At 69.9% G+C, this 15,300-nt stretch carries 11 protein-coding genes; 4 read left to right on the top strand and 7 right to left on the bottom strand.

Annotation, left to right across the window (positions count from 1 at the left end; genetic code table 11):
- Positions 1–120: 120 nt before the first annotated feature.
- From CWS50_RS10005 to CWS50_RS09980, 6 genes are all read right to left on the bottom strand, one after another.
- The gene (locus tag CWS50_RS10005; protein WP_243118556.1) at positions 121–1,170 is read right to left on the bottom strand and encodes a serine aminopeptidase domain-containing protein; all 1,050 of its coding nucleotides are present in this window, start codon (positions 1,168–1,170) and stop codon (positions 121–123) included.
- Positions 1,171–1,276: 106 nt separating this feature from the next.
- Positions 1,277–2,674, bottom strand: a complete 1,398-nt coding sequence (locus tag CWS50_RS13010; protein ID WP_164860122.1) for a DUF6571 family protein — start codon at positions 2,672–2,674, stop codon at positions 1,277–1,279.
- Complete coding sequence (locus CWS50_RS09995; protein ID WP_127842675.1) at positions 2,658–4,787, bottom strand: DUF6571 family protein; 2,130 nt, start codon at positions 4,785–4,787, stop codon at positions 2,658–2,660. The genes CWS50_RS13010 and CWS50_RS09995 overlap by 17 nt, the downstream gene beginning before the upstream one ends.
- 87 nt (positions 4,788–4,874) lie before the next feature.
- Entirely contained in the window at positions 4,875–5,168 is a 294-nt protein-coding gene (locus CWS50_RS09990; RefSeq protein WP_127842674.1) for a hypothetical protein, read from the bottom strand.
- A 142-nt stretch (positions 5,169–5,310) separates the two neighbouring features.
- A complete protein-coding gene (metX, locus tag CWS50_RS09985; protein ID WP_127843399.1) occupies positions 5,311–6,501 on the bottom strand; it encodes a homoserine O-acetyltransferase MetX in 1,191 nt (396 codons plus the stop codon).
- 59 nt (positions 6,502–6,560) lie between these two features.
- Positions 6,561–7,967 (bottom strand): O-acetylhomoserine aminocarboxypropyltransferase/cysteine synthase family protein, encoded by a 1,407-nt coding sequence (locus CWS50_RS09980; protein WP_127842673.1) that lies wholly within the window; start codon positions 7,965–7,967, stop codon positions 6,561–6,563.
- Positions 7,968–8,718: 751 nt separating this feature from the next.
- On the opposite strand from CWS50_RS09980, the gene CWS50_RS09975 reads away from it, so the two are divergent.
- Positions 8,719–10,299: a C40 family peptidase gene (locus tag CWS50_RS09975; RefSeq protein WP_243118283.1), complete on the top strand. Its 1,581-nt coding sequence runs from the start codon at positions 8,719–8,721 to the stop codon at positions 10,297–10,299.
- Positions 10,300–10,469: 170 nt separating this feature from the next.
- Here the strand turns inward: CWS50_RS09975 and CWS50_RS09970 are convergent, their stop codons facing one another.
- A complete protein-coding gene (locus CWS50_RS09970; RefSeq protein WP_127842672.1) occupies positions 10,470–10,970 on the bottom strand; it encodes an inorganic diphosphatase in 501 nt (166 codons plus the stop codon).
- 364 nt (positions 10,971–11,334) lie between these two features.
- On the opposite strand from CWS50_RS09970, the gene dacB reads away from it, so the two are divergent.
- The 3 genes from dacB (at position 11,335) to CWS50_RS09955 (ending at position 15,124) form a co-directional block, all read left to right on the top strand.
- Complete coding sequence (gene dacB, locus CWS50_RS09965; protein WP_127842671.1) at positions 11,335–12,732, top strand: D-alanyl-D-alanine carboxypeptidase/D-alanyl-D-alanine endopeptidase; 1,398 nt, start codon at positions 11,335–11,337, stop codon at positions 12,730–12,732.
- A 156-nt stretch (positions 12,733–12,888) separates the two neighbouring features.
- Positions 12,889–13,443, top strand: coding sequence for a hypoxanthine phosphoribosyltransferase (hpt, locus tag CWS50_RS09960; RefSeq protein ID WP_127842670.1), 555 nt, complete (start codon positions 12,889–12,891; stop codon positions 13,441–13,443).
- A gap of 118 nt (positions 13,444–13,561) precedes the next feature.
- The gene (locus CWS50_RS09955; protein WP_127842669.1) at positions 13,562–15,124 is read left to right on the top strand and encodes a hypothetical protein; all 1,563 of its coding nucleotides are present in this window, start codon (positions 13,562–13,564) and stop codon (positions 15,122–15,124) included.
- The last annotated feature ends 176 nt before the right edge of the window (positions 15,125–15,300 follow it).

Here is a 15,300-nt window from a genome sequence, read left to right as displayed (position 1 = left end):
CCCGGCAGGGCTCCCGTCGGTCACGGGTGGCCTGCACGCAAGGTCTGCCACATCCTCACAGAACGACTGACGTGCCAGTACTTTATGAGGACTCGGTGTCCTGTGAGGACCAGGTTGCTCTCAAGGGCTCGGCTGCGGAGCGCGTAGGGCGTACGACATAAGCCAGCGCCCTAGCGTGGAGAAGACCTGCCCACGCACGGGCGGCTCGGAGAGGGTGAGGTCATGGACACCGCCCGCGAAGCGGGCGATGGTCACCAGGTTGCCCAGCTGCACGGAGCGTCGGGCACAGGCCTGGGCGTCGATGATGGTGTCGGCGTGGCGTGCCTGCGGTGCCCACCCCAGGGTCAGGAGGCTGCGGGCTGAGGCCATCGACAGCACGGGGCAGTCGATGGCCAGGCCCTGGGCCACGCGGGCCTGGCCGTCCAGGACTGCCAGGAGCCATCCGGGTCGCACCGGTGCCCAGGGACGCAGGACCCAGGCGGGGTTGAGGTCCCAGCCGGTGACGTAGGGGTCCTGCGCCCAGGAGGGGTCCGGCAGCGCCCCGTCACGCTCGTCGTCCCAGCCGTCAGCCACGTAGAACACATCAGAGGGGCTGATGGTGCCGGTGGGCAGCTCCATGCGCGGGCTCACACGTGTCAGGGTGCGTATCACCGGCCGCCCCAGGGTGCGGGCGGGTTGCCCGCCCCACGTCTCCAGCCAGGGGGAGGTGAGTGCCAGGCCGGACAGGACGCCGGGATGGCGGTGCGCCCACAGGGCTGCGGTCAGGCCCCCGGTGGAGTGGCCGTTGAGGACCAGGGGAAGGCCCGGGCCGGGGTGCGAGGCGTGCTCGGAGCGGATGACCCGCAGGGCCAGGTCCAGCTCCTCGTCGTAGTCGAGCAGGGAGGCGCACCACCCGTGCATCTGGCCCTCGCGCCAGGAGCGGCCGTAGCGGCGCAGGTCCAGGGCGTAGAAGGCCCCGCCCAGGGCAGAGACTTCCCGGGCCAGGTGGGTCTGGAAGAAGTAGTCGTTCCAGCCGTGGACGTAGAGGTAGGCGAAGACGGGGGCTGTGGGGGTGCCGGGCAGGGCGTGCGGGTCCTCGGAGGGGACGTGGTGCACCAGGGTGGCGACCGCTCCGTCGTCCTCGGCGTCGGGCGCCAGCTCCAGGGTGCGGGCCTGGAAGCCGGGACCCAGGACGTCGCGCCCCCAGGTGCCCGTGAGGGCGGTGGCGCTGCTGCCTGCCGGAGTGGCGCTGCTGCTGCCACCTGCCGAGGTGGTGCTGGTGCCTGGTGGGCTGCTGCTAGTGGTGGCTGGCACTGTGCTGTCCGTCCTGGATGCCTCCGGCGAGGGTGTTCTTGAGGGTGACCTCGGGGATGGAGGCGTCTCGCAGCCAGTCCTCGAACTGTCTGCCGTGCTCTGTGCTGGTCAGCACCGAGGCGGTGTCGATGGTGTGGTCCTCCCTCATCCACTCGTGGCCGGTGGCGTAGTCCTCCCCGTGGACGTCGTAGTAGGCACCCTGGTCCAGGCGGTCATTGTTGGCCAGCAGCGCCACCGTGGTGTGCTCGATCCTCCTGCGGGCCTGGTCGGCGAGGCTGCTCACGCGGGGGTCCAGGCCGTCGCTGGTGAGGGAGGTGGTCTCGTCCTGGTCGTTGCCGTCCTGTGGGGTGCGGGCAGTGGTGGCCAGCTGGGCGGTCAGGCCGATGAGCACGCCGTCGTCGTGGAGGGCGGCGCCGACCTCGGTGTCAAAGGCGGTGTCGTGGCCCAGGACGCCGGCGGGGTGGGTGTCAATGACGGCCTGGAGACGGGGGGAGGAGCGGGTGGTGACCGCCTCCAGCAGGGTGGTCAGGCCGGTGTCCTGGGACACCGCCACGGAGAGGAGGGTCAGGACGGCCCGATCGTGGCTGCCGGGCATGAGGACGGGGCGGGCAGGCTCCCAGGCGGGCACCCCGGAGGCCCTCCCGGTGGCCTGCTCCACGTCCTCCAGGAGGCCTGCCAGGAGACGGGCCAGGGCGGGACCGGTGCCAGCCTCCAGGCGGGTCGCGTGGTCGGCCAGGACCTCCAGGCCCTGGGCGGCTGCCCAGGCCGCCCGCAGGGCCTCCTCCCTCCCGGAGCCGGAGGCACTGCTCCTGCTGGCGGCGGAGTTCTCACCGTCTTGACCAGGTCCGCTGCCTGTACCAGTGGCCTCCTCACCCAGCCGGGTGGTGGCGGCCAGGGCGCTGGCCAGGGCGTGCAGGCCCTGGGAGCCCCAGGCCCGCGAGCCCAGTTCCTCCCACCGCGCTACCGCCGCTGCCGAGGGCTGCCACCCCTGCCCGCCCTCGTCCCCACCGGTCTCCTGGCTGGCCCGGCCTGCCTGGTCCTGCGTGGGCTGGCTGACTGGCGCGCTGGGGGTGCTGGAGGGCTGGTCCGTCTGGCTGGCCCGGGGGGCGAGCCAGTCCAGGGCTGAGTGGGGGTTGTTGGCCAGGGCGGTCAGCCTGATGGTCAGGGGGTCGTGGACACGCACCCACCACCACCCGCCCCAGCCCGTGCTGGCCGTGACCAGGCAGGCCGCCACCACGGCGGCCACCACCCGCGGCCGGGGACGCGGCCACCTCCCTGCCACCAGGGCTACCGCCCGCCGCACCAGGGACCTGCTGGTGGTGCTGTCGGCACCTACTGGGCTGCTGGTGCCTGGTGGGCTGCTGCTAGTGGTGGCTGGCACTGTGCTGTCCGTCCTGGATGCCTCCGGCGAGGGTGTTCTTGAGGGTGACCTCGGGGATGGAGGCGTCTCGCAGCCAGTCCTCGAACTGTCTGCCGTGCTCTGTGCTGGTCAGCACCGAGGCGGTGTCGATGGTGTGGTCCTCCCTCATCCACTCGTGGCCGGTGGCGTAGTCCTCCCCGTGGACGTCGTAGTAGGCGCCCTGGTCCAGGCGGTCGTTGTTAGCCAGCAGAGCCACCGTGGTGTGCTCCAGCGACGTCTGGGACCTGTCCACCAGCGCCTGTGCTGCGTCCACACCCGAGAGGTCCACCGCACCCACCTCCTCCGTCATGACGGGAGGGGCCGGGGAGATTGCCACGCCTGCCGCCTGCGTGACCGGGTGCGGGACGGAGGACAGCCCGGTGCTGAGCCCGCCGAGGCTCGCCGCGACCACGTCCTCCTGGGCCTGGGCGGCCGACACCGCAGCCTGGGTGCGGATGTCAATAGCGGACTGGCTGATAAACCCGAGCAGCTGGCCGTCGGCACGGACGCCAGCCCCTACCTCGTTGTCAAACTCGCTGCTCTGCCCCAGGGTCACATCCGGGTAGGCGTCAATAGTGGCCTGGGCGCGCATGGTCGAGTGACGGCCTACGGCCGTGGCCATGGTCTGCAGGGCGGTGTCATCGGTGCCCGCGATACTAGTCAGGGCACGGATCGCCTCGCTGTGGTCACCGGCCATAAACGCGGGGCGGTGACTGTCGTGGGCAGTCTTGTCATAAACGGCAGCAGAGCCGGAGGAACGCCTCGCCAGCATCTCCTCCATGTCGTCCAGCGAGTTCCCCAGCATGATCGCAATGCTGTTCCTGGCGGTCGAGGAGTACTCGACGTCCTCGCTGTCGGCCTTGTCGGCCAGGTAGTCCATCCCCTGACCCGTGATCCAGGCGGCCTTCTCGTCCTGGGGGCCGTCGGGATCACGGACCCGCAGGGAGGAGGCGCCCCCGAGGGCGGTAGCGAGGCCGTCGTAGCCGCCACGGGGGTCCCACGTGCGCGTGGACAGGAGCTCCCAGCGGTCCTGCGCCTTGTCCCCTGGTACCCAGCTTCCCTCGGAGCCGACCTCCCCGTCGGGGACCAGGTACTGCATAGCGGCCTTGGGGTTGTAGCCCATGGCCGTGAGCACGCCCGCCAGGGGGTCCATGGACGAGCCGGTACAGGCGCCCCCGTGACCGTCTGCACCCAGGACGTCCTCCGGCGTCGTGCCGTCGTAGTCCCTGTCCTCCATGCGTGTGGCCAGGTCCACCAGGAAGTCAGCGTGGTAGACCGTATCCACCGTGTTCTCCATCATGGCGTTGAGGCCGGACACGCGTCCCAGGTGGCCCGTCTCGCTGAGGGCGGCGTCCACTGCCTGAGCCAGGTCGGTGACCTGCTTGCCGGTACTGGGGTCTGTGATCGTCACGCCGGGCTGGGAGACGGCCGCGAGCATGCTGCCAAGGACTCCGGTCGCCTGGCTGGCTGCCTCGTGGTCAGTCACTGCCTCGTAGCGCGGGGTGTAGCCGTGGTTGCCGTCGGTCTTCTCCACCGTGGTGTAGTTGGCCCCCAACCGCTGCGGGAGGTCCAGGTAGCTGTCCAGCCCCATGGTGGAGACATAGGTCGCCGCGTAGGCGGGCACGTCCTTGTGCTTGTCCTGCTCGGCAAGGACCTGCTCCACGGTGCGACCGTCGGCGGCCTGCCCGTCCTCGCTGCTGAGAGCCTGGTCCAGTGCGGCTGCGTCGCGGCTGGCCCCGGTGGCGGAGGCAGAGTTGAAGGCGACAACATTGTCCACGGTGTCGTGGCTGTACTCGCCTCCGTCGGGAAAGTAGTAGGCGATCATGCTCCCGCTCATCGGGGTCACGCCGGAGTTGTTCATGGCGACGGCCTCGTCGAGCCGCGTCTGCAGCTCTGCTGCCTGGGTCCTGAGGTCGAAGGCGTAGGAGGACATGAGCAGGCCCTCTCCGATCATCAGGGCTACGTCGCCGGGATCGTCGTGGACCCGGTTGGTGGTGCGCACGCCCTCCATCTGCTCCTCGTAGGAGTCGGCGAAGTCCTTGAGGGAGTTGATGAAGGACTGCAGGTCGGTCGGCTCAAGGTAGATGTAGGCCATTGCTGTCCTCTACTCGTCGTGGTGCCGCTGTCCGGGCTTCTGCTGGTGCGTGCCGGGCAGGGCTGCGGTGCCTGCTAGTCCAACTTCCTAGTCCCACTTAGCCCTGGGATCGTCCTCCTCAACCTCGTCGGGCTGGCCGTCAAAGGCCTCCTCCAGCGTGAGCTCCAGGTTGGACCAGGCAGAGCGCATGGTGTTGATGAGCTCGAAGAGGATCGTCTCGTAGTCGGTGGCCCGGGGAGACGTCCACGAGTCCGACAGGTCCTGGCTGAGCGTGGCAGCCTTGGTGGAGCCGTCCTCCAGGTCCAGCGTGAGGCGCGCGGTCCTGGTACGTCCCAGCACCTTTCCGATCGCTGTCTTCTGCCTGTTCTCCGCCAATGTCATCGCTCCAGGTCCCGCTGGGTCAACAGTGTCACCACCACGTTATTGGGTCGTGACAACTATGTCAACGCCTCCTGGGACAACATCTTTCTCACGGGGTGGCCGGGGAGGGGCGTGGGCCTGCCACGGCGCGCAGCCCCTGCTGTCAGGCTCCCTCAGCCTCCTCCAGGAACTCCCGCAGGATCGCCTCCATCTGGTCGGTCTCGATGAGGAACCCGTCGTGCCCGTGCAGCGAGGACACCGTCCTCCTCCTGGCGTCCGGTACGCCGTCAGCCAGCTCCTGGGCCTGGGCGGGCAGGAACAGGCGGTCGGAGTCGACGTCGACGACCAGGGTGCGGGCGGTGACCCGCCCCAGGGCGGCCTCGATCCCCCCGCGCCCGGTCCCGACGTCGTGGACCATCATGGAGTGGGTGACAATAAGATAGGTGTTGGCGTCGAACCGGGCCAACAGCTTGCCCGCGTGGTAGTCCAAGTAGGACTCCACCTGGTAGCGTCCGCCCACTGCGGGGTCCTCCTCCCCCTGGTGCGCCCGGCCGAAGCGCTGGTCCAGCTCGGCGGCCGAGCGGTAGGTGGTGTGGGCCAGTGCCCGGGCCAGCGCCAGGCCCCGCACGGGCCCCACCGGGTGGGAGTAGTAGTCGCCGTCAAGGAAGTAGGGGTCGCCTACGATCGCCAGCTCCTGGAGGTGGCACCAGGCCAGCTGGTCGGCGGTGGTGGAGGCCCCGGTGGCCACCAGTGCCAGGTTGCGTACCCGGTGCGGGTGGCTCACGGCCCACTCGAGGGCCCGGTGCCCTCCCAGGGAGGCGCCGATCACCAGGTGGAAGGCCTCGATCCCCAGCGCGTCAGCCAGGCGGGCCTCGGCCTCCACGGCGTCGCGGGTGGTCAGCCAGGGGAAGCGTGACCCCCACGGGCGGCCGTCTGGCGCGGTGGAGGACGGCCCTGTCGAGCCCTGGCACCCGCCCAGGATGTTGGCGGCCACGACGAAGTACCTCTGCGTGTCGACAGCCCTGCCGGGGCCGACGACGCCGGGCCACCACCCCGGGGTCGGGTGCCCGGGTCCGGCCTCACCGGTGACGTGGGAGTCCCCGGTCAGGGCGTGCAGCACCAGGACGGCGTTGTCACGCCGCTCGGACAGGTGCCCCCAGGTCTCGAAGGCCAGCGTGGTGTCAGGCAGGACCTCACCGGACTCCAGCGGCAGGTCCCCGATCTCCAGGAAGCGACGGCGTCCCGGGTCGTTGCCGGGCCGCCACGCCCCGGTGGGGGAGCCCGCCTCGCGGTCCACCAGCTTGGAGGCGGCCGTGCCCACGCCGTAGGCGGGAGCCTCCTCGGCGTCGCTGATGAGCGTGGGGGAGGGGCGGGGCGCCCGGTCCGTGCCCGGGCCGTACGTGTCCGGGAGGCTCACGACTGGCCCCCTGAGACGGCAGCCAGGCCGCGCTCCAGGTCCGCCAGGATGTCGTCGATGTGCTCGATACCGACGCTCAGGCGCACCGTCCCGGCGGTGATGCCTGAGGCCGCCAGTCCCGCGTCGTCGAGCTGGGAGTGGGTGGTGGTGGCCGGGTGGACCGCCAGGGAGCGCACGTCACCGATGTTGGCCAGGTTGGAGAACAGCCGCAGGGCGTCGATGAAGGCGGCCCCGGCCTCCCGGCCCCCCGGCAGGTCGAAGGCCAGGACCGCTCCCGCGCCCCGCGGGCAGTACTTGCGGTGCAGCGGGTAGTAGGGGCTGGAGGCCAGGCCCGAGTAGCGCACGTCGGCGACGTCGTCACGAGCCTCCAGCCAGGTGGCCACAGCCAGGGCGTTGTCCACGTGGCGCTCCATGCGCAGGGAGAGGGTCTCGATGCCCTGGGCGATGAGGAAGGCCGAGTGCGGGGCCAGGGGGAAGCCCAGGTCGCGCTGCCCCTGGGTGCGGGCCTTGAGGACGAAGGCCAGGTTGGCTCCCAGGGGGCTGCCCACGCCTAGGTCCCGGGCGTAGACCAGGCCGTGGTAGGACTCGTCGGGGGTGTTGAACCCGGGGAAGCGCTGCGGCGCGGCAGCGAAGTCGAACCTCCCGGAGTCCACGATGACCCCAGCGACGGAGGAGCCGTGCCCGCCCAGGAACTTGGTGGCAGAGGCCACGACGATGTCGGCGCCCCACTCGATGGGGCGGGTCAGGAACGGTGAGGCCACCGTGTTGTCCACGACCAGGGGGATGCCCTGGGCGTGGGCTGCTGCGGCCACCGGTTCGATGTCGAGGATGTCACCGCGGGGGTTGGGGATCGTCTCCCCGAAGAAGGCGATGGTGCGCTCGTCGGCCCGGGCGGACCAGGCCTCAGGATCGGCTGGATTGTCCACGAAGCGTGTCTCGATGCCGAGCCGGGGCAGGGAGTGGGCCAGCAGGTTGGTGGTGCCCCCGTACAGGGAGGGGGAGGCCACGATATTGCTGCCCGCGCCCCCCAGGGTCAGGAAGGTCAGGGTCTGGGCTGCCTGCCCGGAGGCGGTCAGCAGCGCTCCTGCGCCCCCCTCCAGGGCGGCGATGCGGTTCTCGACGATCTCGTTGGTCGGGTTGTTCAGCCGGGTGTAGATAGGGCCCAGGTCGGTCAGCGCGAAGCGCGCGGCGGCCTGCTCGGCGGAGTCGAAGACGTAGGAGGTGGTCTGGTAGATGGGGATGGCTCGGGAGCGGGTGCTGTCCGACTTGGGGTCGTGTCCCGCCTGGACCTGCTTGGTCTCGAACCGCCAGCCTTCCGGGCTGCTGGGGCCTGGGGGTGTGGAGGCGGAGAGGCCGTCTGCGGCGGGGCTGGTCTGGGTGGGCGGGAGTGTCGGTTCTGGCATGAGGGTGTTCCTTGGTGCGGTGGTGACCGAGGGGGCGCGGGAACGACCTGGCCTTACGCACCTGCGGCCTGTGGACCTCGATCGTCCTCAGGCCGTCATCCCCCGACCGTCTCAGACCGGGCGGCCGCCTCGCCGGCTCCTGACGCTGGCGGTGCGTGGTGCGGGAAGGTGTCCTGCGTCCTCTGCTGTCACCAGGGTGGGCAGGGGACGGGGTGACGCGTACGGGGTGGCGTACGCGTCAGCTACGCATTCGACGGGAGCCGTCCCCTGCCTGGAGCCGGGTCCCGGTCTGGTGCTGGGTGCAGGACATGGCGCGGACTCTACCGGCCCGTGGGATGCGGCGCGAGCCTGAGGTGGTGGGGCGGGCCGTGCCCGGGGCAGCCCGGGGCAGCCCGGAGTAACCCGGAGTAACTCAGTGAGAGCGGCGCCTGCGGTGGTAGGTGCGCAGTGCTGGGCGGTGGACCAGAAGGGGTGGACACCCCTTTCCCGCTAGCCGTGTCGCCCCATCCCCGCACCTGCTGTGAGAGATGTCACAAGGATCGCCTGTCGGTCTCGGTGCAGGCGATCCGCGTCATGACGCGGATCGCCTGAAATGACAGAGGTGTGAGTTGTCGGTGTGAATGATGTGGTTAGTGTTTCCAGAATGAACGCGAGCGACTAGTGTGGCGATACCAAGACCCGCAGCGACCCGCAGTGCGGGCGGGCCAGCGCCCCGCTGGCCCGTGACAACTGTCTGACGACGGAGACCTTCGTGAGCCTCAAGTACCAGAACCGATGGGGGCGCGGCCTGGCGGCTGGTGCCGCCTTGGCGCTGGCGTGCACCCTGACGCCAGCCTCGTACGCCGACCCTGTCGACCAGGACGACATTGATGACGCCAGGGCCGCTGAGACGACGACGTCAGCATCGATTGAGGACCTGGAGGAGGCGCTCGTCGAGCTGAGCGCCAACCTGGACGCGGCCCAGGTCAGTGCCCAGGTCGCCAACGAGGACTACCTCGTGGCGATGGACGAGCTGGCTACGGCCACCTCGCAGGCCCAGCAGGCGCAGGAGGACGCCGAGGCCGCTGCGCAGGAGACCGAGGAGGCGCGCTCCGAGCTCGGGGCCGTCGTCGTGCAGACCTACCAGGAGGGCGGCAGCGCCCTGACGGCCCTGACGCCCTACCTGACCAGTGAGTCGCTGTCTGACCTTGCTGACGCCGGTGCGGCGCTGACTCGCGTCGGGGAGAGCACCGACGCCAAGGTCCAGGAGGTTGAGGCGAACCAGGCCGAGGCTGAGTCCAAGCAGGACCTTGCTGACAGCAGGCTCACCACCAAGGAGACCGCGGCCCAGAACGCGCAGGATGCCAAGACGACGGCCGACGCTGCCGCCACGGCCGCCCAGACCGCCGTCACGCAGGCCCAGGACCAGCGTGCTGTCCTTATTGAGCAGCTGGCCACCCAGCGCAGCACCACCGTCGAGCTGGAGACGCAGTACCAGGACCAGCTGGAGGAGCAGCGCAGGCAGAGTGAGGAGGAGGCGGCCAGGGAGGCTCTTGGCGTGACCCAGGAGGAGGCCCAGCCCTCTGAGGAGGGTGAGGGTGCCGAGGAGGACCAGGCGGCTGCCGAGGCCTCTGAGCCGTCTGAGTCCTCGACCCAGGAGCCTGCGGAGCCGCAGCCTGAGGACGAGGCGGCGACCGAGGAGGGTGAGGCCGCTCAGGAGGAGCCGGCTGAGGAGCCTGCGCCCGCTCAGGAGGAGCCGGCTGAGGAGCCTGCGCCCGCTCAGGAGGAGCCGGCTGAGGAGCCTGCGCCCGCTCAGGAGGAGCCGGCTGAGGAGCCTGCGCCCGCTCAGGAGGAGCCGGCTGAGGAGCCTGCGCCCGCCCAGGAGGAGCCTGCGCCCGCTCAGGAGGAGCCGGCTGAGGAGCCTGCGCCCGCTCAGGAGGAGCCCGCGCCCGCCCAGGAGGAGCCCGCTGCGCCCGCGACGTCGTCAGGCTCGGGTGCGGCCACCGCGATCGCTGCTGCCAGGAGCTACATCGGGACTCCCTACGTGTGGGGCGGGGAGTCGCGCTCCGGCCTGGACTGCTCGGGGCTGACCATGATGTCCTACCGTGAGGCTGGCGTGTACCTCACCCACTCCTCACGGGTCCAGTACGGTCAGGGGGCACAGGTGCCCCTGTCCGGCGCCCAGCCGGGGGACCTGGTGTTCTGGTCCTCCAACGGGACCCAGTCGGGCATCTACCACGTCGCTATCTACCTCGGTGACGGCATGATGATCGAGGCGCCGACCTTCGGGTACACGGTGCGGATCACGGCGATGCGCTACTCCGGGGCCATGCCCTACGCTGTCCGGCCCTGACGCCGTGCTCGACCCGTCGCCAGCCCGCGTGACAAGCCCGCGCGGCAGGCTTGCGCAACAAGCGCAACGAAAACGTCAGAGGACAACGCGGTGGAGTGTTGTCCCCTGACGTTTTCGTTGTCTGGATTGCCTGGCTCGCTACCTGGCTGTCGCGGTGAGGCCCAGCCCCGTCAGCGGCCCTCGCGCGCGACTCGCTCGGCCTCGCGCTGGTAGGAGACGCGGATCTCCTCCTCCGCCTCCTCGCGTCCGACCCAGTGGGCTCCCTCCACCGACTTGCCTGGCTCCAGGTCCTTGTAGACCTCGAAGAAGTGCTGGATCTCCAGGCGGTGGAACTCGCTGACGTCCTCGATGTCCGTGCGCCAGGAGGCTCGCTGGTCCGCACTGGGGACGCACAGGACCTTGTCGTCCCCGCCCTTCTCGTCACGCATGCGGAACATTCCCAGCGCCCGGCAGCGGATGACGCAGCCGGGGAAGGTGGGCTCCTCCAGGAGCACCAGGGCGTCCAGGGGGTCGCCGTCCTCTCCGAGGGTGTCGTCAATGAAGCCGTAGTCGTCGGGGTAGCGCGTCGAGGTGAAGAGCATCCGGTCCAGCCTGATCCGGCCGGTCTCGTGGTCGATCTCGTACTTGTTACGGTTTCCCTTGGGGATCTCGATGGTGACGTCGAACTCCACGGGGGCCTCCTTTGCGTTGCTTCCAGCCCGAGAGGTGCCCTAGGGCACGACGTCGGGGTCTGTCCCGTCCCGGTTGGTGGGGTCTCAACGGCACTAGTGTGGCCCACGACGGCTCCCGGCGACAGCAGCCACAGCCCTCTGTCCTTGGTTGTCCCCGGCCGTCCTCAGTGGTCGCTGGCGGGTCGCCTCAGCCCTCGTTCCCGGTCCCTGGCTGCTCTGCCGCTTGTCATGTCCGGTAGCCTGGCTGGTGCCCGGTCGTGGGACCGGCCCTCGCCGAGCCGCTGGCACGTGTACTGCCCGTCTGGCCGGGACGGGTGCGGCTCCGGCTGTGGCTCGACGGCGCCTGAGGATGAACGGAGAACACATGCGCAAGGCCCAGATCGCTGCTCTGACGGCGGCGACTCTCCTTGTTGCCAGTGGGTACTACGGGCTGGCCGACGCCCTCGACCTGGTGCCTGGTCCTGTCACCGCTGCCGCCGAGGACATCACCCCTCAGCCCTTTCCCCGGGTGGCCTCGCCACAGGCCACGGTGTCCCAGCCCTCCCCCCTGCCTGAGGACGCCCCTGTCCCGCAGGAAGCCGCCCTGGACTCCCTGGTCCAGGCCCTTGAGGAGGACGAGGCGCTGGAGGAGGCCAGTGTCAGCGCCTCCGTCATCGACGTCGCCACCGGTGAGGAGGTCCTCGACCACCGCGCTGGTACGGCCCTGACGCCTGCCTCCTCCAACAAGCTGCTCACCGCGTGGGCCGCCCTGTCCCTCCTGGGGCCGGAGCACACCTGGGAGACCTCGACGGTCCTTGAGGGGCAGACCCTGACCCTTGTGGGTGGGGGGGACGTCCTGCTCGCCGCTGACGAGGGGGACCCCACGGCGACGGCGGGCCGGGCGGGCCTGGGAGACCTGGCCCGCCAGGCGGCCGAGGCCCTCAGGGGCCAGGGGGTCACCAGCGTCTCGCTGCACCTGGACGACACCCTCTTCAGCGGGCCAGCCTGGAACGAGGCGTGGGAGGCGGGCAACGAGGCGTGGGTGTCGGGGGTGCAGCCGATCATGGTGGACGTGTCCGCCTACCACGGCCAGGGGGGCTACCCCTCTGACCCGGCTCTTCACGCCGCCCAGACTTTCGCGGACCACCTGAGAGAGGCCGGGGTCAGCGTCCAGGGCAGCATCACCCGGGCCGCGGCTGCAGACTCCGCCACGGCCGTGGCCTCGGTCAGCTCGGCGCCGCTGGCGGACATCCTCGCCCTGTCCCTGCGCACCTCTGACAACTCCATGACCGAGGTCGAGGGGCACCTGGTCGCGGCCGCAGCGGGAGAGAGCGCCGACTTTGAGGGCGCCGCCCGGGCGGTCCTGGCCCAGCTGGGTCAGGACGGTTTTGACACCGCTGGGGTGACCCTCCTGGACTCCTCCGGCCTGGCCAAGGGGAACAAGGTTCCTGCCCGCCTGCTGGCACAGGTTGTCGACCGGGCAGCCGGTGACCAGGGCGGGGAGGTCGGGCGCACCCTCCTGGCAGCCCTGCCTGTGGGCGCCCTGGACGGGACCCTGGACGACCGCTTCCTTGACACAGCTGCGGCGGGGACGGTACGGGCCAAGACCGGCTCCCTGGACCAGACGGTCTCGCTGTCGGGGGTGGTGACCACCGCCGACGGTCGGCTCCTGGCCTTCGCGGTCGTGGTGGACGGGTTTGCCGAGGGAGGGCTGACGGCCGCCAGGAGTGCGCTCGACGAGCGGCTCATGGTGCCTCTGGCCGCGTGCGGCTGCCAGGGCTGACTGCAGGCTGGCACCGCGACGTCGCGGTAGCGCGTGCCAGCAAGGCTGCGGCCGCGTGTGCCGTGGGGCACTGCTGCTGCGGCCTGTGGCAGGCTTGGCGCGACACAGGCCGGTACCTGCCCTGACCGGCTACCTGCCATGAGGAAGGCGATGCCAATGGACGTCACGGACATGGGGGGCAAGCTCCAGCAGGTCCTGCTCACCGAGGAACAGATCGGCCACCGCCTTGACGAGATGGCTGCCCAGATCGACGCGGACTACGAGGGGCGCGACCTGCTGCTCGTCGGTGTCCTTAAAGGTGCTGTCTACGCCATGGCTGACCTGTCCCGCCGGCTGCACCGCTCGGTGCCTATGGACTGGATGGCGGTGTCCTCCTACGGGTCCGGGACCCGTTCCTCCGGGGTGGTCCGCATCCTCAAGGACCTGGACTCCGACATCACCGGTCGCGACGTCCTCATCGTCGAGGACATCATCGACTCGGGCCTGACCCTGTCGTGGCTTGTGGGCAACCTCTCATCGCGAGGGGCAAGCTCGGTCGAAATCGCCAGCGTTCTGCGCAAACCTGGGGCGGCTAAGGTCGAGGTGGGGGTCAAGTACGTCGGTTTCGACATCCCCACCGAGTTCGTCGTCGGTTACGGGCTGGACTACGCTGAGAACTACCGTAATCTCTCCGTAATTGGTACGTTGCGTCCAGAGGTCTACGGCGCCTGAGGCCTGAACCTTTCTCGGGTGCCCGTCCTGTGGGCAGGCGCGGTGGGCTCAGGTCCGCAGCGTGCCATCGCGTACGAGCTGTCCCCGAACCCCACAGGAAGAAGAGACCTTGCCAGTCATGAGATCGGTGCTCCGGCCCTTAGCCGGAGCCCTTGGAGCCCTTGTCGTCGCTCTTGGCCTGGGATCCCCGGCGCTCGCTGCTGCCGGGGCCGGGCCGGTCGGGCAGACGACGACCACTGCCACGCGTTTTGACACGGTTGCCGACATGAAGGCGGCCACCGGACTGTCCGGCACTGTCGTCACCGACGGAGACGAGGAGGCCGGTGACGGCTCCGGAATGACCTTTGAGATCACCAGCACTCTGCCCAAGGGAGCACTGGGTAGCATGGCCGTCTCCCTGGATGACGGCCAGTACGCGGTCCCGCAAGGGCTGGCTACCTCTCCCGCTACCTCACCGGACCCTGAGGCGGTGGAGGACCTGCTGTCCCGTGCCAGGACCTTCGCTGAGGCAGGAGACGACCTGGTGTGGGACAGCAGCCGTCTCACGCCGCTGTCCGGTGAGGTCGTCCACTCCACGATGAGCCGACCCTACGCGGTGACCTGCTCCTCCTTCGTCGGTATGGCGCTAGCAGGCTGGGACTACTCCCACACCACCTACGTGGCTGACGAGAACTCGCAGGTCGGCTACGGTGTCGACTTTGGCGACGTCCTTGAGGACAAGGGCTTCTGGTCGGCGAACAACCTTGCCAGCTGGTTCTACGCCAACGGTGACGTGTGGCTGGGGAGCGAGGGCGGCTACGAGCCTGGTGACATCCTCTTCTTCTCCGAGCAGGATCCCCGGGGGCAGTCTGACTCTGTCCAAACGGGTGACGTCTTTTTCGGTAACGTGTACCACACCGCGATCTATCTCGGCGACAACCAGTTGATCCACTCCACCGGTCCGTCGGCCGACAGCGGTGTTGTCGTTACCCAGTTCTGGGCCAGCCTTGAGGTGGACCTGAGCTTCGTGGCCCGTCCGGCCTGGGGATACTCCTCCTCGAGCTCTCGGTCTGCTGCCCAGGACCAGGACGGGGCACAGGGGGGCCAGGGCCAGGGTGCCCAGGACGAGGGCGCTGCCGACCCCCAGGACCCTCAGGACGGTGGTGAGGCCGCCGGGGCCGAGGAAGGCGCTGAGGGCGCCCAGGGCGAGGATCCTGAGGCTGCTCAGCAGCAGGACGGGGCACAGGGAGGCCAGGGCCAGGGTGCCCAGGACGAGGGCGCTGCCGACCCCCAGGACCCTCAGGACGGTGGTGAGGCCGCCGGGGCCGAGGAAGGCGCTGAGGGCGCCCAGGGCGAGGACGCCGATGACCCTCAGAGCAAGGCTGCCCAGGACCCGGCGGTGACGTCCTATGACGCCCCTGTCGGCGAGGCTGAGGCGGCAGGTTCCCAGGACGGCGCGCAGGAGGCTGCGGCGCAGGCAGACCCTGGAGCCGACTCCGACGCGGCGGCCAGTGGCCAGGGGGAGTCCTCGCTGGCACGCACAGGACTTCCCTCCTCCAGCCTCCTGGTCGGCGTCCTGGCTCTGGCGATGCTGGCGTCGGGCGCGGTCTTCCTGCTGCTGCGTCAGCGCAGGATCCTCCAGGTGTCCCGTCTGCGTGCTACGGTGGACGGGGCTCGTAGGCTGATGCGCCGGAGGCGGTGACGACGGCGCCGGAGACGGCGGCAGTCAGCAACAAAAAGGTCTCAGTTTGAGGTCGCTATCTGGCGTTGTGTGCCCGCACCCCCAAGGTGCGGGCACACACTTTTTGGGCGGTGGAGCCTGTGGTTGGGAGGCGGCCATGTATCGCGGTGAGACGTATTCCGTAGAACCGCGGCGCG

Origin of the sequence: Actinomyces wuliandei, assembly GCF_004010955.1 — a bacterium.
Classification (GTDB): Bacteria; Actinomycetota; Actinomycetes; order Actinomycetales; family Actinomycetaceae; genus Actinomyces; species Actinomyces wuliandei.
This window is presented reverse-complemented; position numbering and strand designations above follow the sequence as displayed.

Coding starts and splice junctions, on each gene's coding strand:
- CWS50_RS09995 (WP_127842675.1), bottom strand. CDS start 4,787: ATGGCCTACATCTACCTTGAGCCGACCGACCTGCAGTCCTTCATCAAC.
- CWS50_RS09990 (WP_127842674.1), bottom strand. CDS start 5,168: ATGACATTGGCGGAGAACAGGCAGAAGACAGCGATCGGAAAGGTGCTG.
- CWS50_RS09980 (WP_127842673.1), bottom strand. CDS start 7,967: ATGCCAGAACCGACACTCCCGCCCACCCAGACCAGCCCCGCCGCAGAC.
- dacB (WP_127842671.1), top strand. CDS start 11,335: ATGCGCAAGGCCCAGATCGCTGCTCTGACGGCGGCGACTCTCCTTGTT.
- hpt (WP_127842670.1), top strand. CDS start 12,889: ATGGACGTCACGGACATGGGGGGCAAGCTCCAGCAGGTCCTGCTCACC.
- CWS50_RS09955 (WP_127842669.1), top strand. CDS start 13,562: ATGAGATCGGTGCTCCGGCCCTTAGCCGGAGCCCTTGGAGCCCTTGTC.